18 protein-coding genes and 1 other annotated feature (1 of these 19 cut by a window edge) are annotated in these 22,065 nt (G+C 53.8%); of the genes, 7 read left to right on the forward strand and 11 right to left on the reverse strand.

Features of this window, described 5'->3' with window-relative positions; all coding sequences use genetic code 11:
* Window positions 1–40 precede the first annotated feature (40 nt).
* The 4 genes from V4U84_RS13390 to V4U84_RS13405 all read left to right on the forward strand — a co-directional run bounded on the left by V4U84_RS13390 (window position 41) and on the right by V4U84_RS13405 (window position 4,627).
* Window positions 41–1,051, forward strand: a complete 1,011-nt coding sequence (locus tag V4U84_RS13390; protein ID WP_334077288.1) for a LacI family DNA-binding transcriptional regulator — start codon at window positions 41–43, stop codon at window positions 1,049–1,051.
* Window positions 1,052–1,275: 224 nt separating this feature from the next.
* On the forward strand, window positions 1,276–2,205 hold the full coding sequence (locus V4U84_RS13395) for a glycoside hydrolase family 113 (protein WP_416367249.1): 930 nt from the start codon (window positions 1,276–1,278) through the stop codon (window positions 2,203–2,205).
* A 14-nt stretch (window positions 2,206–2,219) separates the two neighbouring features.
* Window positions 2,220–3,407: an AGE family epimerase/isomerase gene (locus V4U84_RS13400; RefSeq protein WP_334071995.1), complete on the forward strand. Its 1,188-nt coding sequence runs from the start codon at window positions 2,220–2,222 to the stop codon at window positions 3,405–3,407.
* Window positions 3,408–3,454: 47 nt separating this feature from the next.
* Window positions 3,455–4,627: a glycoside hydrolase family 130 protein gene (locus V4U84_RS13405; RefSeq protein ID WP_334071996.1), complete on the forward strand. Its 1,173-nt coding sequence runs from the start codon at window positions 3,455–3,457 to the stop codon at window positions 4,625–4,627.
* Window positions 4,628–4,709: 82 nt separating this feature from the next.
* Here V4U84_RS13405 and V4U84_RS13410 read toward each other — a convergent pair whose 3' ends face one another.
* From V4U84_RS13410 to gpr, 4 genes are all read right to left on the reverse strand, one after another.
* The gene (locus V4U84_RS13410) at window positions 4,710–5,768 is read right to left on the reverse strand and encodes a LacI family DNA-binding transcriptional regulator (protein ID WP_334072078.1); all 1,059 of its coding nucleotides are present in this window, start codon (window positions 5,766–5,768) and stop codon (window positions 4,710–4,712) included.
* Window positions 5,769–5,871: 103 nt separating this feature from the next.
* Window positions 5,872–6,366 (reverse strand): hypothetical protein, encoded by a 495-nt coding sequence (locus tag V4U84_RS13415; RefSeq protein WP_334071997.1) that lies wholly within the window; start codon window positions 6,364–6,366, stop codon window positions 5,872–5,874.
* A gap of 20 nt (window positions 6,367–6,386) precedes the next feature.
* Complete coding sequence (locus V4U84_RS13420; protein ID WP_334077289.1) at window positions 6,387–7,706, reverse strand: stage II sporulation protein P; 1,320 nt, start codon at window positions 7,704–7,706, stop codon at window positions 6,387–6,389.
* 143 nt (window positions 7,707–7,849) lie between these two features.
* Complete coding sequence (gpr, locus tag V4U84_RS13425; protein WP_334071999.1) at window positions 7,850–8,872, reverse strand: GPR endopeptidase; 1,023 nt, start codon at window positions 8,870–8,872, stop codon at window positions 7,850–7,852.
* Window positions 8,873–9,045: 173 nt separating this feature from the next.
* Here gpr and rpsT point away from each other — a divergent pair, with 173 nt between their 5' ends.
* Both rpsT and V4U84_RS13435 read left to right on the forward strand, forming a co-directional pair.
* A complete protein-coding gene (gene rpsT, locus V4U84_RS13430) occupies window positions 9,046–9,318 on the forward strand; it encodes a 30S ribosomal protein S20 (RefSeq protein ID WP_334072000.1) in 273 nt (90 codons plus the stop codon).
* Between the two features lie 148 nt (window positions 9,319–9,466).
* On the forward strand, window positions 9,467–11,260 hold the full coding sequence (locus tag V4U84_RS13435; protein WP_334077290.1) for a DUF5050 domain-containing protein: 1,794 nt from the start codon (window positions 9,467–9,469) through the stop codon (window positions 11,258–11,260).
* Window positions 11,261–11,412: 152 nt separating this feature from the next.
* Here the strand turns inward: V4U84_RS13435 and holA are convergent, their stop codons facing one another.
* The 6 genes from holA to V4U84_RS13465 all read right to left on the reverse strand — a co-directional run bounded on the left by holA (window position 11,413) and on the right by V4U84_RS13465 (window position 18,529).
* The gene (holA, locus tag V4U84_RS13440; RefSeq protein WP_334072002.1) at window positions 11,413–12,438 is read right to left on the reverse strand and encodes a DNA polymerase III subunit delta; all 1,026 of its coding nucleotides are present in this window, start codon (window positions 12,436–12,438) and stop codon (window positions 11,413–11,415) included.
* 327 nt (window positions 12,439–12,765) lie between these two features.
* Complete coding sequence (locus tag V4U84_RS13445) at window positions 12,766–13,995, reverse strand: anti-sigma factor family protein (protein WP_334077291.1); 1,230 nt, start codon at window positions 13,993–13,995, stop codon at window positions 12,766–12,768.
* A complete protein-coding gene (locus V4U84_RS13450; RefSeq protein ID WP_334072004.1) occupies window positions 13,992–14,540 on the reverse strand; it encodes an RNA polymerase sigma factor in 549 nt (182 codons plus the stop codon). Before V4U84_RS13450 ends, V4U84_RS13445 begins: the two co-directional genes overlap by 4 nt.
* 191 nt (window positions 14,541–14,731) lie before the next feature.
* Window positions 14,732–17,377 (reverse strand): DNA internalization-related competence protein ComEC/Rec2, encoded by a 2,646-nt coding sequence (locus V4U84_RS13455; RefSeq protein WP_334077292.1) that lies wholly within the window; start codon window positions 17,375–17,377, stop codon window positions 14,732–14,734.
* 106 nt (window positions 17,378–17,483) lie between these two features.
* Window positions 17,484–18,002, reverse strand: coding sequence for a deoxycytidylate deaminase (locus tag V4U84_RS13460; protein ID WP_334072006.1), 519 nt, complete (start codon window positions 18,000–18,002; stop codon window positions 17,484–17,486).
* Between the two features lie 20 nt (window positions 18,003–18,022).
* Window positions 18,023–18,529, reverse strand: a complete 507-nt coding sequence (locus V4U84_RS13465) for a ComEA family DNA-binding protein (protein WP_334077293.1) — start codon at window positions 18,527–18,529, stop codon at window positions 18,023–18,025.
* Window positions 18,530–18,680: 151 nt separating this feature from the next.
* On the opposite strand from V4U84_RS13465, the gene comER reads away from it, so the two are divergent.
* Window positions 18,681–19,532 carry a late competence protein ComER gene (gene comER, locus V4U84_RS13470; protein ID WP_334072008.1) on the forward strand — a complete coding sequence of 284 codons (852 nt, stop codon included), beginning with the start codon at window positions 18,681–18,683 and terminating at the stop codon, window positions 19,530–19,532.
* Here comER and leuS read toward each other — a convergent pair.
* Window positions 19,529–21,970, reverse strand: coding sequence for a leucine--tRNA ligase (gene leuS / locus V4U84_RS13475; RefSeq protein WP_334072009.1), 2,442 nt, complete (start codon window positions 21,968–21,970; stop codon window positions 19,529–19,531). The genes comER and leuS overlap by 4 nt on opposite strands.
* 84 nt (window positions 21,971–22,054) lie before the next feature.
* Window positions 22,055–22,065 (reverse strand) — a binding site (T-box leader); it runs 206 nt beyond the window's last position.

Genomic DNA, 22,065 nt, shown 5'->3' on the forward strand with positions numbered 1-22,065 from the left:
GATTCCGGTGAAGTTTTTATAGGACGGTGAATTTAAATTTATGAAAAGCAACATAACCATGAAAGATATCGCTGATAAATTGGGAGTCAGCAGTGTAACCGTATCCAAAGCGCTTAATAACAAAGAAGGGGTCAGCGAAAGCCTGAAGCAGAAAATCAGAATGGTGGCCAGCGAGATGGGATACCGTTTTAATTCTGCGGCCAAGTCGATCAAACACGGCTACTCCTATAACATCGGCGTCATGGTCCCTCAGCGGTTTACGGGAATGAATGATTCTTTTTACTTGAGAGTGTATCAACAAATCGCCATCCATCTGGATCAATACGGATACTTCGGAATTCTGAATATATTAAGCAGCGAAGATGAGGAGCAGTTGAACTTTCCGAGGGTTTATAGCGAGAACAAGGTAGACGGGATTATAATTCTCGGGCAAATCAGCAAGCCATATATAGAAATTGTGCAAAATATGGACCTGCCCAAGCTTTTCCTTGATTTCTACGATGAGCACGCCGATATTGATTCCATTGTCACGGACAATTTTTACGGGGCCTATGAAATCACAAATTACCTGATTCGCATGGGACACCGGGAAATAGCCTACGTCGGCAACATCTATTCCACCAGCAGCATTCAGGATCGTTTCCTCGGATACTACAAGTCCCTTCTTGAGCATGGTCTTGCTTTTGAGGATCGGCTGCTCCTGAACGATCGCGATGAAAAGGGGGTGTATCTGGATATCGAGCTGCCAAACAAGATTCCTACCGCCTTCGTCTGCAACTGCGATCAGGTCGCTTATAATCTGTACGAGCGTCTTACGGCCAAAGGTTATAAAGTACCGGCCGATTGCTCTGTGGTTGGATTCGATAACGATGTCTACGCTACATTGACCAATCCCCCGCTTACTACCGTGGAAGTGGACATCACCCAAATGGCCCGGACCGCCGTAGAGGCGATCATGGAGCAAATCTCAAGCCCGAACCGCCGCAACGGCAGGGTCTTGGTCCAAGGAAAAATCATTTACAGAGACTCGGTCAAAGAGATCGCGAACTAAATTTAAAGCTCAAACCGCCTGACGACAAGGGCGGTTTTTTGTTATATCCGTTAAAACTTCAACAAATCGCAAAAATAAAGTATTGAAAGCGGTAATGTTTCGCCTTATATTAAACGTAGGTAGCGTTTTTGTTATATTATTTAATAACAAAATAATAACAAATTCACATTTTACCAATCAACGAGGTGAATCATTTGAATCAAGGTAAAGCGTATGCTGCCGGAATGACATGGGGCTTTATGGGAGAAAGAGGTACCTGGGGCAATGAGGCGGCCGGTTACTCCATGGAAACGATGGTCGAAACGACCGGAGTCAATTGGGCGACACTCGCCGTCTCCGCGTTTCAGGCAACCGCCTTTTCCACGGAAATCCCTTACTGGGAAGAGCCTACCGTAACCGATGAGGAAGTGCACTGGGCGATCCGGAAAGCCAAGTCCCTGGGCCTTCAAGTTTGCCTGAAGCCGATCGTGAACTGTGCGGACGGGACATGGCGCGCACATATCAATTTCTTCGACAAGGATGTTCCCTGTGAGCCCAAATGGTCGGATTGGTTTGCTTCTTACGGGGAGTTCATTCTGCACTATGCAAAAATCGCCGAGGACACCGGCTGCGAAATGTTTTGCATCGGCTGCGAAATGGTCCAGACCGATCGGCGGGAGAGCGAATGGCGGAAACTGATTTCCGACGTCAGAAAGATTTACGGCGGGCTGGTTACCTACAACTGCGACAAATACCAGGAAGACAACGTGACATGGTGGGACGATTTGGATCTTATCAGCTCCAGCGGATATTACCCGATCGATGACTGGGATCGTCAACTGGATCGCATTGAAAGCGTTGTAAAGCGCTTCGGAAAACCCTTCTTGTTTATGGAGGCCGGCTGTCCGAACCGCACGGGTTCCGCCGCGATGCCAAACGACTGGATGCATCAGGGCGATATCAATCATAGCGAACAAGCGGAATATTACCGCACGATGTTCCAAAAATGCGGAGAACGCGACTGGGTGAGCGGCTTCATGCTGTGGGATTGGCCCGCCAAGCTATACGCCCGCGAAGAAACGGCGGTCCATGACGGTTATTGCGTTTACGGCAAAGAGGCCGCCGAGGTGATTAAGGCCGCTTTTTCCGCCAAGCTGGCGGTAACCAAAGCATAGGAGGAAATTCCATTATGGATGCTAAAATTTGGAAAGAGCAGCTCCGGCGTGAGCTGCAGGACAACATTTTGCAATACTGGATCGATCACACGATCGACACCGAACACGGCGGGTTTATCGGAGAGATCGACCATCAACTCCGGGTGAACCGCCAAGCCGACAAAGGTCTGGTGCTGAACGCCCGGATTTTGTGGACGTATTCCTCCGCCTATCGTCTGTACCCCGATCCGGCTTATCTTGAAATGGCCGGGCGGGCATATGATTACCTACGAGATCATTTTGTGGACCGGGAATACGGCGGGCTTTACTGGATGGTCGATTACTTGGGACGGCCGTCACAGGATAAAAAGCAGGTTTACGGCCAGGCCTTCGCCATCTACGCGTTAGCCGAATACTACCGGGCGAACGGCCGGCAGGAAGCGCTCGATTGGGCCATCGACTTGTACCGTTTGCTCGAAAAACACAGCTATGACCACGAGTATAAGGGGTATTTCGAGGCTCTCTCCCGCGACTGGCAGCCTACCGGGGAACTCAGCCTCAGCGACAAGGATTTAAACGAGAAAAAGTCCATGAACACCCATCTCCATGTCCTTGAGGCATACACGAACCTGTATCGGGTCTGGAAGGACCCTGAGCTGGAGAGCAGCTTGCGCGGGTTGATCGATGTGACACTTGATCACATCATTAATCCCGACAGCGCCCACTTTTGGCTGTTCTTCGATGAGACCTGGCAGGTCAAAAGCGATCATATCTCCTATGGTCACGACATCGAGGGGAGCTGGCTGCTTGTCGAAGCGGCGGAGGTGCTGGGCAATCCGGAAGTGTTGGGCAGAGTCAAAGACGTGGCTTCCGCCATGGCGGAAGCCGTACATGCCAAAGGCATCGACAAGGACGGCGGAATTTGGAACGAGGCGGATGCCGGTGGGTTGACCGATGCGAACAAAGACTGGTGGCCGCAAGCCGAAGCGATGGTCGGTTTCTACAATGCCTATCAAATGACAAAGGACGATAAGTTCCAAAGGGCCGCTCTTACGTCCTGGGATTTTATTCAGAACTACATCGTGGATCGCGAGGGCGGCGAATGGCACTGGGGCGTCGACCGGAATGGTCAACCGCTGCCGCATGAACCGAAAGTAAGTCCATGGAAATGCCCTTACCACAATGGCCGGGCTTGTATGGAAATGCTGGAGCGTCTGCCTTAAAGCAAATGTTGTTCAAATAAGAAATCAAAATCATGGAGGGAATTATTATGAACTTATTCGAAGAAAGAAAAAAACAGCTCACCGAACGCTACGAAACGCTGATTCAACGGCCAAACGAGGTTGTCCCGTACGGAAACGGAGTTTATGACCGTCATAAATATCCGGTGCTTACGGCCGAGCATGCTCCGCTGGTCTGGAAATACGATTTCAACCCGGAGACGAACCCTTATTTCTCCGAACGGCTCGGCGTGAACGGTGTGTTTAATCCCGGGGCAATTCAACTGAACGGCAAGTTCTATCTGGTGGCCCGGGTCGAGGGGGTTGACCGGAAGTCCTTCTTCGCCGTAGCGGAGAGCGATAACGGCGTGGACGGCTTCCGCTTCTGGAATCGGCCGGTTGTGCTGCCGGAGACGGATGAGCCGGATACGAACGTGTATGATATGCGCCTCGTCCAGCATGAAGACGGCTGGATTTACGGCCTCTTCTGCACCGAACGCAAGGATCCCGACGCTCCGCGCGGCGATCTTTCCAGCGCCATCGCCCAGTGCGGGATCGCCCGCACCAAAGACCTTGTTACCTGGGAACGGTTGGCCGATCTGAGAACCGGCTCGGCACAGCAACGCAACGTCGTTCTGCATCCCGAGTTTGTCGACGGCAAATATGCGTTCTATACGCGTCCGCAGGACGGCTTCATCGATACCGGCTCCGGCGGCGGCATCGGCTGGGGGTTGTCCGAATCGATCGAGAACGCGGTGATCGATAAGGAGATTATTATCGATGAGCGCTATTACCATACGATTAAGGAAGTCAAGAACGGCCAGGGCCCCGCTCCGATCAAAACCGACCGGGGATGGCTCCACATCGCCCACGGAGTACGCAACACGGCGGCCGGGCTCAGATATGTACTCTATGCTTTCCTTTCGGACCTGGAGAAGCCTTACGAAGTCACACACCGTCCTGGCGGACATCTGATTGCACCGGAAGGCGAAGAACGGGTCGGAGACGTATCCAACGTCGTGTTCTGCAACGGCGTCATCGCGACGGACAGCGGCGACGTGTTTATCTACTACGCTTCCTCCGATACGCGCGTCCATGTCGCTACTTCTACGGTGGACCGCCTGCTGGACTATGTCATAAACACGCCGGAAGACGCCATGCGCTCTTACGCTTGCGTCGAGCAAAGAATCGAACTGATCAACCGTAACTTGTCCCTGAAGTAAGCTTATCTATTTGGTTGAATCTATTAAAAACACCTTCAAGCGGATTCTGCTTGAAGGTGTTTTTTAGTAAGACTTGCTCCGCCTATTTCTTCGGTACAGCCGTAGAACCGCGATGCACCAGCTCTGCTGTTACCAGAACTTTCTCAATCTTAAAATCCGGATGTTCGATCCGCTCCATCAGCTTCTTTACCGCTCTTCGCCCGATCGCTTCCTTGGGGACATTAACTGTCGTAAGCGCCGGATTGCTGTGATAGGCATCATCAATATTGTCGAACCCCGTTACGGAGATTTGCTCTGGCACGGACACCCCAAGTTCCTGCAGAATGGAAATCGTCTGAACCGCAATAGAATCGTTGGCGCAAACCAGAGCCGTAGGCAGCATTTGCTCCCTCTTCTTCATCTCCAACCACCCCGCCAATTCCTCTCGATATCCTCCAGTATCAATGCCTTCCAACCACAGCAAAGGATCATTTGCCGGCTGCGTCTTCAGACCGTTAAGCTCCATCGCTTCGCGGAAACCTGTCCACCTGTCCCGGAAACTGCGTGAAAAGGACAAATTGCTAAGAAAATAAAGCTCTTTATGTCCAAGCCCGATCAAATGATTGCACAGTCTCATCATGCTGTCTCCATTATTGGCGAAAATGGTATCCGTCGGAATCAGTGCGTCCTCATGGTCGACCAGCACCATCGATATGCCGAGCCGATGCACCTCAAGCAACAAAGCGGAATCGATCTGGCCGACTCCGATCATTCCCAGTATGCCGTCCGGATTGAGCACATGAATAAACTGGTCCATCCTGGAATCCGACACGATGACCATGCCGAATCCCCGGCTTTCCAGCTCTGTGGAAATGCCTTCCAGGATCTTCCCCCAATAGAGTGAGTCCTTCGTCTGAAAACGAATATTCGGCATCAGGACGATGACCGATTGCTTCCCCGGCGTAGGAGCGGTTTGCTGGGGAAGCGCCTGGTTTTTGATATAGGCGTTCTTCTGCGCGAAATAACCAAGCTGGGACGCTGCCTGGATGACCCGGTTTCTGGTAACTTCGTTCACCCCGCCTTTTCCCGACAATGCTTTGGAAACGACAAATTTGGATACGCCCAAATGATCGGCGATTTGCTGCATCGTAATTTTCTTCAACTTCAAAATACCCCCGGATACCATAACTGTTTGAAGATTTATCTCATAACATTATAACAAAGGAGGTGCCAGGGATAAATGAAATTCGACAGAATTCCCGAACTTATTCCGGGGAAGGCCCGAACCAGGAGGCAAACCAGTGAATGCTTTTGCGCGAAACCTGCTGAAGCAGGTGGGCCGCTTTATCCGCAAAGCGGTCCACCGCCGGGGCTTCAGGAGCGGGAAGCAGCAAATCGGCCGGCGTCTCAAGAACGCGATCCCCCGCTTGCGTTCCCTGAATCCCTCCGGCTGCTGGCATGGACGAACCTGTCCCCCCGGGCAACGTCCCCGCCCCTGCCCCATAATTTCCGCCGCTGCCGGCGCTTGTATTTCCGTAACCGGGGACTTGAGTATTCCCGTTATAACCGGAGCTTTGGGGCCATGTCCCCTGTGGCCAGCCTGCGGCACCAGGCTGCCCCCCCCCGCCCCCGGCAGTCATCCCCCCGTTTTGGACCCATCCGTTCACCTCGGACCCCGGCTCCGCCATCTGCATGCCAAAAGTAACTCCAGCGATCAGCAATAAGCCGTACAGCATTCCTTTTTTTAACGGTTTAGCCATGAAACCCATCCTTCCGCCGCTTAGGATTTCTTATTCGCCTGAGGGGCCGCGTTATTCGCCCTTTCCGATTTCTTCGGATACTCCGCTTTGGCCACGGCGCCGGCTTTTTTGACTTCCTGGCCTTCCCAATAAAGATCGGCAATGATGCCGGCCAGCAATTTGGACGTGCGCTCCAGTTCCTCGGCCGAGTTGTCGATCCCGCCAACCTCGATCAGGATACTCTGCGGGGACAGGGACTGATTGTACTCTCCGTTGCCTTGAGAGCTCGTCTTCCCCCAGATTCCCCGGGAGATGCCGGGATAATTTTGCTCCAGCCGGTCATGGATCATACTGGCAAACGCCTCGTTCTTTCTCCAATTCGCGTTGGCGTGTCCGATGATGAAATAGACCTGGGCGTACTTTTTGCCGTCAATCGTCGTCGTTGTCTTGGCGTGCCGCTGCGAGTCCCGGTGAATATCGATGAAATACTGGAGTTGGCCGTTTTCCGCCATGGCCGTTTTGACGGTCTCCCTGGAGTATTTATAGGAATAATTGTAATTGTAATTGCTGACGGTAGCGGCGTAGTTCTCAAAAGAGTGCAGCGTAGCCACGCCTTTTCGCTCCAGCTCCTTGGCCAAAAAGGTCCCGACCAGCCCGACGTTTTTGTTCTTATCGGTCGAGCTCGGATTGGTTCCGTTCGCTCCGAGGAGCGGGTTATAGGCTTCTTGCGGATGGGAATGATAGATCATCACAATGTTTTTGTACCCCGGCTTGACCGGCTGCCCGGCTTCCTGACCGGGCCCGTGGTTGCCGGACGCCATGTCTTTGGAGCCGGACGCATCCTTCCCCGGGTTCTCCGCCGGCGGTTGCTGCCCCGGCGTCGAATCCTTACCGCCATTGTTCGCTGAGCTTCCCCCGGTACCCGGCCGGTAATCCTCCGGCGCCTGCACCGTCGTGTTGCCGGAACCGGTGCGAAGCAGGATTGGACTGTCCTTCCCCAGCCCCGGCACCTCCCGGGCGACCAGGCTTTTCGGATCCGCCGGATTTACGTCCGTCAGCAACTGGAACACAAACTCTGACATTTGCCTGCCGGAAAAGGCGGGCGGCTGATCCTTGTTGACCGAATGCGGCAGCTCCATTCCGACCATATCGATGAAGAAGCGGCTCGACAGCGAGGCGGCCAGCCCTTTCATGGATGAAACGGGCGAGGTGTTCAAGTTCTTTTCGGCAATTCCCAACGTTCCCAGCAAAATAAAAAATACGACCGACAGCACCGACAGCAACAAAAAGGTTTGGCCCATCGCCAGCACATGCAGCAGGTTTCTTTTCATTTTCCCGATATTCCAGGCTCTGAATTTCATTTAGTCTTTCCTCCTCCAGCCGGTCTTCCCGTGGCTCGATCTTGTATACTCCAAATCTATGAACCTAGCGGAGGGGTTAGAACCTGGAATTCTCACAAAAAAAAGAAGTCCGCTAGATTGCGAACTTCATAGAAGGGTAGGAACTAATGCGTGTAAGCGGCGACGTTGTCGGGATTCACCGCTTCATGCAGAGCTATATTAAGCCCGCTGGCGATCACGTTGGCGATATCCTCAATGAACTCATCGATTTCCTTCGGCGTTACGATCAGATCATGGCCGAGCGGCTGCAGCACCTCTTTCACCAGGCCAAGCCGTTCGTTTTCGCTCAGCTCCGAGAGCAGTCCCATGATTTGCCGGGTCTGCCCTTGCCGGCCCGTTGCGCCTCCGCTCTCCTGGCTAAAATGCGTTTTCATCAGGTCGAACGCATTGTTGACGATCGTTGAGGCATAGCACACCGTCGGCACACCGATCGCGATGCACGGCACGCCGAGGACTTCCCGGGTGATGCCCCGCCGCTTATTGCCGATCCCCGACCCCGGATGAATGCCGATATCCGCGATTTGAATCGTCGTATTGACCCGCTCGAGCGACCGGGAAGCCAGGGCGTCGATGGCGATGATCAGATCCGGCTTGGTCCGGTCGACGATTCCCTGCACGATTTCACTCGACTCGATTCCGGTAATTCCCAACACGCCGGGAGCGACGGCGCTCACGTCCCGATATCCCGGAGCCACCTGATCCGGCGTCAGCTCAAAAAAGTGGCGCGTTACCAGCACGTTTTCCACGACCAAAGGGCCGAGCGCGTCCGGCGTAACATTCCAGTTGCCAAGTCCGACAATCAGCACCTTGGCATTTTTTCCGATATGGATTTTGGATAGAAAATGGGTAAATTCCTGGGCAAACGCAGCGGCTACCCGCTCCTGCAGCTCGGTATCCTGACTGCGCAGCTCCGGGACTTCCAACGTGATATAATGGCCGATCATTTTTCCGATATGCCGGGACGCCGTTTCATTCGCAATATCCAGGCGGGTTATTCGGATGCCGTCCTGTTCCTCGGTCTGCTCGTTCAGGCCCGGCACCGGACCGCCGTAAGCCGTTTCCGCCATTTCTTTCGATTCCAGGGCCAGATCGGTGCGAACGGAGTAATCCCGCAGATCCAAATTCATAAAATGAAGACCTCCTTTTCCTCAGTTACCTGTAGTTTGCGGGAATAAGAATGCGATTATGCACGGGGAGCTTTTGTTTTAAGGAATAGATTGCATTTTAACGAGGTGCATGATAAAATATTTTAAGTTGTGAATCATCTGGGTTTATATATGCTTTACAGGAGGTGAATGCAATGCCAAACATTAAATCCGCAATCAAACGTGTGAAAACTAGTGACAAGCGCCGCGCGCTGAACGCTTCGCAAAAGTCCGCTTTGCGTACGGTTGTTAAAACAGCCGACACCGCTCTGGCGAACAACGAAGTGGAAGTAGCTAAAGCCGCTTTCGCCGCTGCAACCAAAAAATTGGACAAAGCCGTTACTAAAGGTTTGATCCACAAAAATGCAGCTGCCCGTAAGAAATCCCGCTTGGCTAAAAAATTGAACGCCCTTACGTCCCAAGCGTAAGCGTCGCTATTTATAAACTTAAGCTCAAAGAGACCTGAACGATACCGTTCAGGTCTCTTTGATTAACGCCGGACCGAAACTTTCCGTTTGATAACAGCGTCTACTTTACATAAGGTAAATTTTGGGCTTTAGCGAGAGGGGATTTTTTATGAGAAAGCAATTTATCGCCTTGCTTCTGGTCATGTGCCTGTTTGCGGGAGCCGAAGGCTTGCCGGCCTATGCCGAAGGAGAAAACAGCAGTAAACCTTTGGAAGACATCTTTTATCAAAGCGTGATCCTCCCCTACGACTATCAAGGGAAGGTGTTTATTCAAGGGGACAAGACCGACCTGTACGAAGATTATAAAGTGGAGCAAAGGAACGGCAGGGTGTTGGTTCCCATTCGCCTGATGGGATATCTGGCCGGGCAATCCGGCAAGCGGGGTGAGGGAACGTGGGATGTGATCTGGAATCAGAAAACGCCGGACGTCGTGCTCATCAACAACAGCGCAAAGGCTAAATCCATCAAGTTTACAGTGAACAGCAAAACGATGCTGGTCAACAAAAAACCGGTGGAATTGGAGGTTCCGCCGCAAAAAATAAACGGCCGGGTCGTTCTTCCACTGCGTGATGCCGCCGTGGCGCTTGAGAAGCGGATCAGTTGGCTGGACGGCTTGGTTGTGATCGGTGACACCCCCGTGGATGTGAAGCATGCCCGGACGCTGTCCGTTAAGGACGCGGTCAAAGCGGAACTGGCCGATTCCCGGAAGCCTGTAAATCTTTATACAAAACACCTCACGCCGATCACGAAACACGGAAACTATATTTATTATTACAAAAGTATTTATGGCGATGTCAAAATTACGGATGTGCTTTACAGAAAAGCGGACGATCAGAAAGAAACGAAGGTTCAACTTCCCGGAAAGCCTTCTTTAAATACGACGAGAATCATCGGAGACGAACTCTATTACGTTTCAACGGTAAAGGATTCGGCGGAACTCCATGCTTATCATTTTGCCAAGAACCAATCCCGGAAAGTCTGCTCGCTTGGCTCGTGGCGTCCGTCGGATGGTTGGCTAAGTGACATCCGGCTGATCGATGGCGAACTATACGTAAACCTGCATTCCGGTGATAACACGATGGGTTCCGATACCTTATATAGGGTGGAAAAAGGTTCGCTAAAGGAAGTGCTCGGCGCCAAGAGCCTCATTCAGTTCGTGAAATCGGGCAAAGAACTTTATTACACTGACTTTATGTCCATAGGCGACCCGCTGAATAACCTCTACCGCATGGACATGATGACAGGCAAAGAAGTTCCCTTGGGCGAGCCCGGTTTTGCTTACGGAATTCACCGGGATATCAGCGACGGTGGAATCGGTTATTCGTCCGATGAAACACTGCACCTCAAAGACGGATACCTGTATGCGTTAGGTTACAAGAATGAGGATCCCACGGACCAAAGCGCCGTATATAAAATTTCCCTGGCGGACCAAACCCAGGTCAAGCTGACCTCCCCCGCCAGAAACTTTTGGGTGAAGAATGACCGGATTTATTATATCGATGCACAGACAGGGTTCCTCTATCGAAGCGATCTGAACGGAGAAAACCCTCAGGCCGTGGCGAAAAAAGCTGTCTTTCAAGTATCGTTCCATGACGGGTTTATTTATTACCTGGCGAACGAAGGTAATGCCCCTGTGGGAATGGGCGTTCTTTACCGATACGATATAAAGCTCGGAAAGGAAGTCAAGCTTAGCGATCAAATCACCGCTTCCTATATTGTGAACGGCGGTTCCGATGTTTATTATGTGGCCAAAGGTTATAAACCGGGGATCTACAAGGTGGATCGGAACGGCCGGAATGTTCCCCTGGTTCGGGATGACGTGTATGAGACTGTGCAGGCCGATAAAGATAAAGGAATCGTATATAGCTTGGTGTACAAGGAAGGGATCTATGCGGTGAAGTAAGTAGCGAAAGACCGGGCTGAAGAAGTTATCGTAACTTCTTCAGCCCGGTCTTTCTGTTGGAATTTGAGGGTGCGGCTAGCCGGTGCGTCAAATCCCGCAGCTCGATTTGTAACTTTGCAACACTGCATTTCGCATCGGAACCAGCACATCTGCTAAGCTGCGCCCAGCTTCAAAAGAAACAGCTCCAGCCCCAGCACCTTGTCAATGCCGCCGCTTTTCATCTGATAGTCGAGCTGCGCCAAATCGGCAAGGATTTGCTTTAAACGGGCCTGCTCGAACTTTCGCGCCTGCTCTCCGGCAATTTTAACCGCGTACGGGTGCAGTCCCAATTGGGAAGCAATCTGTTGCTGGGAATAGCTCTGGCGCGCCAGATCCTTCACCTGCAGCATGATCCGGAACTGCCTGGCGATCAGCGCCGCAATTTTGATCGGTTCCTCGCGCTGCTTGAGCAGTTCATAGAAAATGCCTAGTGCCCGTTCCAGTTTAAGTCCGGCGATGTGCTCCACCATCGCGAATACGTTTTGCTCGGTGGTGCGGGCTACGAGTTGGTCGACGGCGGCAGTATCGATCATGCCGTTCGCTCCGGCATACAAGCAAAGCTTGTCCACCTCGACCGATAGCGCCGACATCTGCACGCCGCAGGCCGCGATCAACGCCTCGGCGGCATCCCGGCCGATACGGCAGCCGCGCTTCTCCACCTCGCGCACAACCCAAAGGGTCAGCTCGTTCCCGCCCAGCGGCATAAAGGAAAGGACGGTCCCCGCCGACTTTATCGCTTTGACGATTTTTTTCCGCTCATCCAATTTCTCATGATGAGCCACGAAGACGATGACGCTATGCTCCGCCGGGTTGTCCATGTAGTCCAGCAAAGCTTCCACTTTATGTTCAACTTTCCCGCCCTCCTTGGCCGCCGCGGTAAAAAGCGCGGAGTCGCGGACGACGATCAGCTTGCGCTCTGCCAGGAAAGGCAAGGTTTCCGCTTCTTCAATCACCGCTTCAATGGGGGTTTCCGCCAGATCAAACGCAGCGAGCGAAAAATCTCGCTGTTCTCGGTCCACCACTTGTTCTTCCAGAAGAGCGACGAACTCTTGAATCTGGTATTTCTCCGTGCCATAGCATAAGTATAAAGGGGAGACCTGCCCCTGTTTCAATTGCTTGACTGCGGCTTTAATATCCATTTCCGCAACTCCCTTACTTCAACATATGATTATCCATGTTCTCCTTCTTATGATACTGTGAAAATCCCGATTCGTCCAAGAGGCCGATAAGGCAACAAAGGGACCTCTGCACGCGGCGAAAGGTCCCTTTGTCCCGGAGCATCTATATAAACGCGGGCGGAAAAGCTCTAGAAACTTTCCCGCCGGCGGTCATACGACGATCAGGGGCACTTCATCTTGCTCTCTATTATCTATATAACCTATTCCATATCTCCCGAAAAGGTGACTATCCGTTAAAAAAAGCATGTTGCGGATTTTGTCAAATTTTATCTCTCTTGATTCTGGCGATTAGGGCTCGCTTCCGTTTGAACCGCTGTCCGGTGTTGGCTCCTGCGGAGACGGCTCAATCTGATGCGAGGACGAAGCGCCATCTTTTTCCGTTTCGAAGGTAAATGTTTTGCCGTCATCTGACCATTCTCCGCTCAACCATTTGCCGTCCACAGACTGCTCGGTGAGAAGCTGACGTTCTCCTTCCACATTCTGGTAAACATACAAGCGGTTATCGCGAAGCTCTGCCGTATACTTGCCGTCCGAAGAGGTCCATTCCGACGTCGGCGGAGCCTGGGTAATCCCGTACATCTTGCCCTGATCTAAATCGGATTGCGGGGGAAGAAGCTCCTGGGCCATCATGGAATCGGCCACGCCCTCATCCGGATTAGCCGCTTCACCGTTGCCATCCGTTGCTCCCCGCTGGCCCGCGGGCTGGCTATTCCCGGCTTGGCCTGACTTCGTGCCGTCCGCGGTGCCTTCGTCTTTACTCCGTGCCGGAGGGATAAGGGCCTTCTGCTTAGGAGCATCCGCATTCCCCGTTTCCCGGGGAGGAGCGGCGTCTTTGCCCCCTCGCTGCGAATCGGCCTCTTTGGATTCCCCGGAAGAAGGAACCGGAGTTTCCGAGGATGGAGGTGCTAATTGAGCGGACGGCGCGGAACCGTCTCCTTGCGGCCCCGTACCGGACTCGGAACCGCGACCGGCTTGCTCCGAAGGAGCGCTTTCCCCCGCGTCGTTCGCTTTATCGCCGGAATCATTCATGGACGAAGCGGTGCCATTCGCGCTGTTATCCTGCGCGGTCTGGGAAGTAATTTCGGCTTCAGGCACGCTCTGCGGCTCGTATTGATAAATGAATATGCCCAAAATGGCCGCAGCCGCCACGCCAAGAGCACCCGCCCGGTAAATTCGCCCGCGCCGCTGGCCGGATTCCCGGCGCCGTTCATTCCGGCTAAGCTCGCTCGCCGTCCCTTCCGCGACCATGGAAGCAGGAAGAACCTCAAATCCGGCTCCGCCTTCCCGGCGTGCTCTGTCGATCTCATCCAACTGAGGCAGAATCGCATCGACAAGACTAAAGGGAGGGGTCACTTTAGGAAGATCTTCCAGCTTGGCCGAAAGCTCCTGCAGCAGAGCAAATTTCTCCGCGCATTCCGGGCAGCCCTCCATATGTTCAAACAGAACTGAACTTTGTTCTTCGTCCAGATCATGATCGATATAACGATGCATCCATTCCACCGCCTCCGAGCAATTCATCCCGATACACCACCTTTCTGATAATCTTGGAGTAAGTGTTGAAGCTGCTGCCTCGCCCTGAATAAATAGGATTTCACCGTATTCAGCGGCAAATTCAGGCTATCCGCAATTTCGTTATAAGAAAAATCCTGCAAATATCTCAAAACTACAACCGTCCGGTGATGCTCAGGCAACTGGTCGATCGCTTCGCGGATATCCTGCGCCAAATATCCGCTCATGACCTCACGTTCCACGCTTTCCTTTCCCTGGAAAACCAGTTCATGCTCTTCAATGGAAACGGTTGGCTTCTTCCTGCGGAATTTATCGATGCAGATGTTGGTAACAATCCGTTGCACCCAGGTTTTGAACTGGGCTTTTTCCTCATAAGAATCGATTTTGGTATAAATCCGAATCAATGCTTCTTGCGCCGCATCCAACGCATCCTGCTCATTATTCAAAATATAATAGGCTGTCCTGTAAACGTGTGTCTCTATTTCTCGCAATAGGGTGATTAGAGCGTCGCGATCGCCCGTTTGAGCGGCTCTGATGAGTCCCTGCTCTACCACTAAGGCTCCCCCTTCCTTGCAACATTACAGACGTGATCGCCCTTCAAGATGTTGCAATTATGTTACTATTTTTTAATTACATATAGGAAATAAGTACGATAGCTAGGTTTCTTCATTAACCTCACCTAAGAATACCAAAAAAAAGGGGACGCGTCATCCGCGCCATTCTTAACTGCTCTCTATAATTTATGCTAGGGGGCGGGAGCGACGAGCTTTGTTCTTACAAAAATCTCACCTTTGTTGATGACTATCTGAACCTCCCCCATCCGATCCGTCCGGTAAACCGCGCTCCCGCCTTCCGTAAGGCGCTTCAGCACATCCCCATTGGGATGTCCGTATGTATTGGCGGCCCCGACTGAAATGACGGATGCTCCGGGTCGGATCGCCTGAAGCCAATCGGCCGAGGTGGAGGTTTTGCTGCCGTGATGCGCCACTTTCAGCACATCGGTGGTTTCTTTTCCTGTCGCCAGTTCCTTGATTTCCAGCACTTCCCGCTCGGCCGCCTCATCCATATCACCGGTAAACATAAAAGTCCTGCCATCCATCTTCAACCGAAACACCACCGATCTCCGGTTCTGGTCTTTTACGTAAGGAATGCCCGCTCCCGGCGAAACGCGATCCGGGGAGGGCGATAAAAACTCAAGGGTCGTGCGCGCGTCGGGGGTAAGCCTCATGCCTTTATATGCGGCATATATGGGAATTTCCTTGGATAGCGCCGTCTTCATCAGCTTGTTCATGGTGGCGGATTCCGCAAGCGATCCGTTCGTGATTAGAGCTTCAACCGGGAATTGGTCAACGACCGCTTGCAGGCCGCCGATATGATCCTGGTCCCCATGCGTTAGAATTATGGCGTCCAGCCGGTGGACCCCCCGCTTCTTCAACAAAGGAACTACCGTCTTGGCGCCGACCTCAAACGGAACCCTCCGGTCCCGCCACGCCTCCTTCGGTCTGCGAAAAGATACGGTGCCCCCGCCGTCGACCAGGAGGTGCAAACCGCCGGGTGTCGTGATTAAAGCGCAATCTCCTTGCCCCACATCGATGAATTGAATATAGCCGATCCCCCGCTTGAAATCCGGCTGGTACCCCAGGATAAGAAGAGCGAGCAGGCAGAGCGCAAGGCAGCCGTTGAAAGCCGCCCTTTTCCGGACGCGGTCGCGGGGATGGTTGGACAAAAACGGAACGGCCGGATGCGCTGCCTCCGGCTTTGCCGGAAGGGGAGCGGTATCCTGCAGGCATGATGCTGCCGCAAACGGACCGCCCCGCCGGATGTCCGGGATAGTTCTTTTTAATAGCCAATATGTCACTATATAGAAGAAAGCGATCCATAGCAAGGATGGCGATTTCCAGAAAGTCATAAATCCGCTTCGCGCATCCAGCCATTCCGCGGCTACAAAGGTCAGCGCATTAACGCAACGCACCGGATAGGCCAGCCATTGCCCCAAACGGAGCCATACCCCGCTCAACAGCAGGGCAAAGGTGCCGAGCGGCAGAGCCACCAGACTTACCAGCGGGACGATCAGCAGATTGGCCGCCAATGAAAGCAAGGAAAACTGATTAAAGTAAAAAATGGTGGGCGGAAAAGAAACGAGCTGGGCCGCCACCGTTATAGCGACAGCCCCCCGGATCCGCTCGGGAAGCCAATGGAGATGAGAGGTCAAAAGCGGTACATAAAGCATCAGCCCGGCCGTGACGGCAAAGGACAACTGGAAGCTGACGTTCAATAAAAAATACGGCTCCCACACCAGCATCAGCAGCGCCGCGGCCGACAGCATGTTCATGCCGTCCTTGATCAGCCGCTTTCGCAGCAGATATAGACCCAGCAGGGTCATCACTCCCGACCGGATGACGGATGGAGAGAAGCCGGTTAACAGCACATAGGCCGGAACAAAGGCCATCACGATCAACAGTGAGGTTTCACGGCTGACGCGGCATAAGCGGAGCAAGCCAAAAATAAGTCCCACGTTAATCGCGACATGGCTCCCGGAAATCGCCAAAATGTGTGTGAGACCCAGATTGGTAAATTGAGCATACTTCTCGGGCTCGAGCTCATCTTCCAGACCGATGATCAGCCCTTGCATGTAGCCGGCCTGCCACCCCGGAAACAGCTCTTGTACCCGCCTGCCGAGCGCTTCCCGAAGGCCGTCGACCTTGCCTAGCCAAACGGGGATGTCGAAATTGTCCGGCGGAAGGAAGTTGATCCCGGAGGCCCCCTTCACCTTGAATAGCCAATGAATCCGCTGGTTGTGCAAATAGTTGCAGTAATCAAAACCTCCGTAGTTCCGGGCGTTCCCCGGACGTTCGAACGTACCGTGCATCGAGATCCGCTGTCCCCGCTTCCAGGCGGATGCCTCCTTGGCTTCCTCCTTCGAGGACAAGCGGACCTGAACGGCCACCTTTTCCCGGGGGCTGTTAACCCATGGCGACCGTTTTTGCCCTGCATTCGGAGTACTGTCCGGTTTATCCGACCAGGAATACCGGCTAAGGCGCAGAATGAAATCGGCCCGATCCCCGTCCACTTTGACCGCGGACACAATGGTTCCCTCCACGCTGCCCACCGCTTTTTCCGCCAGGAGATCATTCCCCGGCTGTGTCGGCCTCTCTTCTATATGACTGACGTTTCCGGCATCATTGTAAATCCAATAGGCCGCACCGAGTGAAAAGGCCGCCCACATTAACACCACCCGCTTCCAAGGCACCCGCCCCAGTGCCGCCGGCAGCGGAACGATCAAAGTCAATCCGCCCCATAACAGCAAAAATGTATAGCCTCCAAAGCAGTAAAGCAAGCCGCTGCCGGCAATCCAACAGCAGGCGATTGCCGCTAGAGGTCTGCGCTCCATCGTCCTCGCTCCTGTCCGTCAAAAAAGTTTGCCACAAAAAAGAACCCCCTCTGCTCCCAAGCAGATGAGGTTCTTCCTGCATCCATTGACCGAAATCCGAAGTGATTCAGTTTTCAATTTGAGTCGCGGTTTCGCGCGGCGGCTCATACGATTCGAGGCGCCGGAACGTGATGCCCTTCTGTCCCATCATTGCCGTGACTTTCCCCGTATCCTTCGGGTAAGGCCGATGGAACACCACTTCCGTGATCCCGCTGTTGGCCAGCATGTTGGCGCAGGTCCAACAAGGCTCGTCCGTCACGTAGACGCTCGATCCTTCGCGGTCGATCCGATCCGTAAACAACAGCAGATTCTGTTCCGCATGAATTGTACGGACACAGCGCTGCTTCTTGATCATGGTCTCCTTGCCATCCACCACGGAAAGTTCATATTCCTCGGCAATCATGCAGCCGGCCTCGGAGCAATCGGGGACGCCCGACGGAGCTCCGTTATAGGCGGTGCCCAGCAGCTTTTTACCCTGGACCAGCACAGCGCCGACATGGCGGCGGCTGCACTGGGAACGCGTCGACACCATATAAGCGATATCCATGAAATACGTATCCCAATCTTTACGATGATCCGGTATCATCCCTGCCATAACCCCTGTTCTTACAGCCCGATATGAGGCTTCATTTTTTCCAGCATTTTCTCGCCGATTCCCTTGACATTCGTCAACTCATTCACCGATTTAAACGGCCCGTGTTCGTTCCTGTAGTCCACGATTGCCTTCGCCTTCTTCTCGCCGATACCGGGAATTTCCTGCAATTGGTCCGTTCCGGCGGTATTGATGCTGATCAAGCCGCTTTGCCCAAGCGTGCTTGGTTCGGTATCGGATTTGTTCCCGAGGGCCTGCCCTCCTGCTGCAACCGGAGCATCCTGACTTGAAGCGGCGGCATTCTTTTGTAGGGAGCCCGCATTCGTCTCAGGTTTGTCCGCACTCAGACCGCCGGAAGGCGCCTTCCCGGCAGGCCCCTCGCCGTCGATTCCCACTCTTGCCACCGCATCGGCGACGCTCTCGTTTAACGGCGTCCATCCTTCGATCCCGGATGGTTGGCCCGCGCCAAGCGCCAAGAGCATCAGACCCGCTCCGATCACCGCCGATACGATCGCCGTCATCACATATCCCCTCTTCAACCTGTACACACCTTTCTGCTTCTTATATTATTCACATTCACACCGAGGTCATGGTCATGAAAATCCCATCAAGATGCATATATATAAATAGGTTGTGCATAAAAACAGGTTGCGCACGGAAGGGGGAACCGGGATGAAAGTAGCTTTCATCGGAACAGGATCAATGGGAAGCTTGCTGATCGAAGCTTTCCTGCGTTCCGGTGCACTGCACCCGCATCATATTTGCGCCAGCAACCGTTCCATGCCGAAAGCGGAACTGCTGGCGAATCGGCATCCCGGACTTCGCATTACCGACTGTAATGCGGACGCCGTAAACGGGAGCCATATCGTCTTTTTATGCGTGAAGCCGCTCGATTATCCGTCCGTCGTCTCAGAGCTGACGGGCGTATTAAACGAAGGGCAAATCGTCGTATCCATTACCAGCCCTGTGGGGATTGCCGTGCTGGAGGGACGCATTCCCTCCAAGGTCGCCAAGATCATCCCCAGCATTACGCACTCTGCCCTGGCCGGAGCATCGCTCTGCGTTTACGGCAGCCGTATCCTGCCCGAGGACCGGCTGCTGCTGGAGCAGCTCATGTCCTCGGTCAGCCTGCCGGTAGCCATCCGGGAGAGCGAGACGAGAATCGCCTCGGACATCGCCAGCTGCGGTCCGGCCTTCATCGCTTTTATTCTTCAGCAATGGGCGCAAGAGGCCGCAAGACTCACGGGAATCACCCTCCCCGAGGCGGTCAGGCTGGGGGCAGAAATGCTGCACGGCACGGGCAAACTGTTGACCGAGGGCGGCTTCACACCGCAGGAACTGCAACGGCGGGTCGCGGTCCCGGGCGGCGTGACCGCGGAAGGCATCGCCGTGCTGGAAAACGGGCTTCAGGATGTTTTTCAGCGGCTCATTCAAACGACCCACCGGAAGTACGACGAGGATCTGGGCCGGCTCGATGTTCTGTTCGGCACGGAACCGGGAATCGCCCCGGACAAGGAAGCTTAGCCGACGACGATGTTTACAAGCTTGCCGGGCACGGCGATCACTTTCCGGACCGTCTTGCCTTCCACCGCCTGCTTCACGTTCGGAAGGGCAAACGCATGCTCCTGCATGGCCGCTTGGTCCAGGTCCTTGGAAATCTTCGTCCGGTCGACGATTTTGCCGTTGACCTGGACGACGATTTCCACTTCGGCGTCCACCGTCCAAGCCTCGTCATAAGTCGGCCATGGTTCATAGGTCACCGTCTCTTTGTGGCCCAGGCTCTCCCACAATTCTTCCGCCAGATGCGGCGCCAACGGGGACAGCATTTGCACGAAGTTCTCCGCCGCCGCTTTCGGAACAACATCAGTCTTATAGGCTTCGTTGACAAAAATCATCAGTTGGCTGATCGCCGTGTTGAAACGCAATGCTTCGAAATCTTCCGTTACCTTTTTGACCGTCTTATGCCAGGTCCGCTTGAATTCGTCGCTGCCTTCGCCGTCCACAATCTTCGCGTTCAGACCACCGTCCTCGGCCACAAACAAGCGCCAAACGCGGGACAAGAAGCGGTGAGTCCCTTCAACGCCGTTGGCGTTCCAAGGCTTGGTCGCTTCCAGCGGCCCCATGAACATTTCGTAAACCCGCAGCGTATCCGCCCCGTACTCGTTCACAATTTCGTCCGGATTGATGACATTCCCGCGCGACTTGCTCATCTTCTCATTGTTCGTACCGAGAATCATCCCTTGGTTGACCAGCTTGTGGAACGGTTCCTTCGTCGACACGACGCCGAGATCGTAGAGGACTTTATGCCAGAACCGCGCATACAGCAGGTGAAGAACCGCGTGTTCGGCTCCGCCGATGTACAAATCGACCGGCAGCCATTCCTGCTGCTTCTCCATGGAGCAAAGCTCCTTGTCATTGTGCGGATCAATATACCGCAAGTAGTACCAGCAGCTTCCCGCCCACTGCGGCATCGTATTCGTTTCCCGGCGGGCCGGCATCCCGGTTTCCGGATCGGTCGTGTTCACCCACTCGGTTACATTGGCCAGCGGGGATTCTCCCGTACCGGACGGCTTGATCGCTTCCACATCCGGCAGAACGAGCGGAAGCTGATCTTCCGGCACCGGCTTCATCGTGCCGTCTTCCAGATGGAGAATCGGAATCGGCTCGCCCCAGTACCGCTGCCGGCTGAACAGCCAATCGCGCAGACGGTAGGTTATTTTGCCTTTCCCCTTACCGTTCTCTTCGAGCCAGGCTATCATTTTCTTGATCGCCTCTTCATTGCGCAATCCGTTGAGGAAGTCGGAATTCACATGCGGTCCGTCCCCGGCATATGCCTCTTTGGACAAATCGCCGCCTTCCACCACTTCGATAATCGGCAGATCGAACTGCTTGGCGAATTCGTAGTCGCGCTCATCATGACCCGGCACGGCCATTATCGCTCCGGTCCCGTATCCGGCAAGCACGTAATCCGCAATCCAGATCGGCAGCTTGGCCCCGTTCACCGGGTTTACGGCATAAGCGCCGGTGAATACACCGGTCTTCTCCTTCGCCAAATCGGTCCGCTCCAGATCGCTCTTGCGCGCCGCCTGCTCCTGGTAAGCCTTTACGGCTTCGCGCTGCGCTTCGGTCGTGATCTTCTCCACCAATTCATGCTCGGGAGCCAGCACCGCGTAGCTTGCGCCAAACAAGGTGTCGGGGCGGGTCGTAAACACGGTGAGCGAGTCCTCATTCCCCTCAATCGAGAATACCACTTCCGCGCCTTCGGATTTGCCGATCCAGTTGCGCTGCATATCCTTGATGCTTTCGGACCAATCAAGCTCTTCCAGATCCTCGAGCAAACGCTCGGCATACTCCGTAATTTTCAACACCCACTGGCGCATCGGCTTCCGGATGACCGGATGTCCGCCGCGTTCGCTCTTGCCGTCGATGACTTCCTCGTTGGCCAACACTGTTCCGAGGGCAGGGCACCAGTTCACCGGCACTTCGGCCACGTAAGCCAAGCCCTTCTTGTAAAGCTGGATGAAAATCCACTGCGTCCATTTATAGTACTCCGGATCGGTCGTACTGATCTCCCGGTCCCAATCGTACGAGAAACCGAGCGATTTGATCTGGCGCCGGAAGTTGTTGATATTCTTGACCGTGATATCCCGCGGGTGCTCGCCGGTATCCAGGGCGTGCTGCTCCGCCGGCAGACCGAAGGCATCCCAGCCCATCGGATGAAGCACATTATAGCCGCGCATCCGCTTGAAGCGGGATACGATATCCGTAGCCGTATAGCCTTCCGGATGGCCTACATGCAGCCCCGCGCCGGAAGGGTAAGGGAACATATCCAACGCGTAAAACTTCGGTTTCCCCTCATCTTCTTTCGTTTTAAACGTTTTATTGTTCTCCCAGTAAGCTTGCCATTTCGGTTCGATGTTTTGGGCTTGGTAAACGTCGTGTGGCACGTTTTTGTCCGCCATAATGTAATCCTCCCTAAAATCATTCATTGTCAAATATATCCTGTGCAGAATATAAAAAAACCTCCCGATCCATAGCGTATCATCGCTAGGGACGA

Origin of the sequence: Paenibacillus sanfengchensis (genome assembly GCF_036864765.1) — a bacterium.
Classification (GTDB): domain Bacteria; phylum Bacillota; class Bacilli; order Paenibacillales; family Paenibacillaceae; genus Fontibacillus; species Fontibacillus sanfengchensis.

Excerpts from the sequence above, each read along its gene's own strand:
- V4U84_RS13390 (WP_334077288.1), top strand. The coding sequence starts at position 41 with ATGAAAAGCAACATAACCATGAAAGATATCGCTGATAAATTGGGAGTC.
- V4U84_RS13395 (WP_416367249.1), top strand. The coding sequence starts at position 1,276 with ATGACATGGGGCTTTATGGGAGAAAGAGGTACCTGGGGCAATGAGGCG.
- V4U84_RS13400 (WP_334071995.1), top strand. The coding sequence starts at position 2,220 with ATGGATGCTAAAATTTGGAAAGAGCAGCTCCGGCGTGAGCTGCAGGAC.
- V4U84_RS13405 (WP_334071996.1), top strand. The coding sequence starts at position 3,455 with ATGAACTTATTCGAAGAAAGAAAAAAACAGCTCACCGAACGCTACGAA.
- V4U84_RS13415 (WP_334071997.1), bottom strand. The coding sequence starts at position 6,366 with ATGGCTAAACCGTTAAAAAAAGGAATGCTGTACGGCTTATTGCTGATC.
- V4U84_RS13420 (WP_334077289.1), bottom strand. The coding sequence starts at position 7,706 with ATGAAATTCAGAGCCTGGAATATCGGGAAAATGAAAAGAAACCTGCTG.
- gpr (WP_334071999.1), bottom strand. The coding sequence starts at position 8,872 with ATGAATTTGGATCTGCGGGATTACTCCGTTCGCACCGATCTGGCCCTG.
- rpsT (WP_334072000.1), top strand. The coding sequence starts at position 9,046 with ATGCCAAACATTAAATCCGCAATCAAACGTGTGAAAACTAGTGACAAG.
- V4U84_RS13435 (WP_334077290.1), top strand. The coding sequence starts at position 9,467 with ATGAGAAAGCAATTTATCGCCTTGCTTCTGGTCATGTGCCTGTTTGCG.
- holA (WP_334072002.1), bottom strand. The coding sequence starts at position 12,438 with ATGGATATTAAAGCCGCAGTCAAGCAATTGAAACAGGGGCAGGTCTCC.
- V4U84_RS13445 (WP_334077291.1), bottom strand. The coding sequence starts at position 13,995 with ATGAATTGCTCGGAGGCGGTGGAATGGATGCATCGTTATATCGATCAT.
- V4U84_RS13455 (WP_334077292.1), bottom strand. The coding sequence starts at position 17,377 with ATGGAGCGCAGACCTCTAGCGGCAATCGCCTGCTGTTGGATTGCCGGC.
- V4U84_RS13460 (WP_334072006.1), bottom strand. The coding sequence starts at position 18,002 with ATGATACCGGATCATCGTAAAGATTGGGATACGTATTTCATGGATATC.
- V4U84_RS13465 (WP_334077293.1), bottom strand. The coding sequence starts at position 18,529 with ATGACGGCGATCGTATCGGCGGTGATCGGAGCGGGTCTGATGCTCTTG.
- comER (WP_334072008.1), top strand. The coding sequence starts at position 18,681 with ATGAAAGTAGCTTTCATCGGAACAGGATCAATGGGAAGCTTGCTGATC.
- leuS (WP_334072009.1), bottom strand. The coding sequence starts at position 21,970 with ATGGCGGACAAAAACGTGCCACACGACGTTTACCAAGCCCAAAACATC.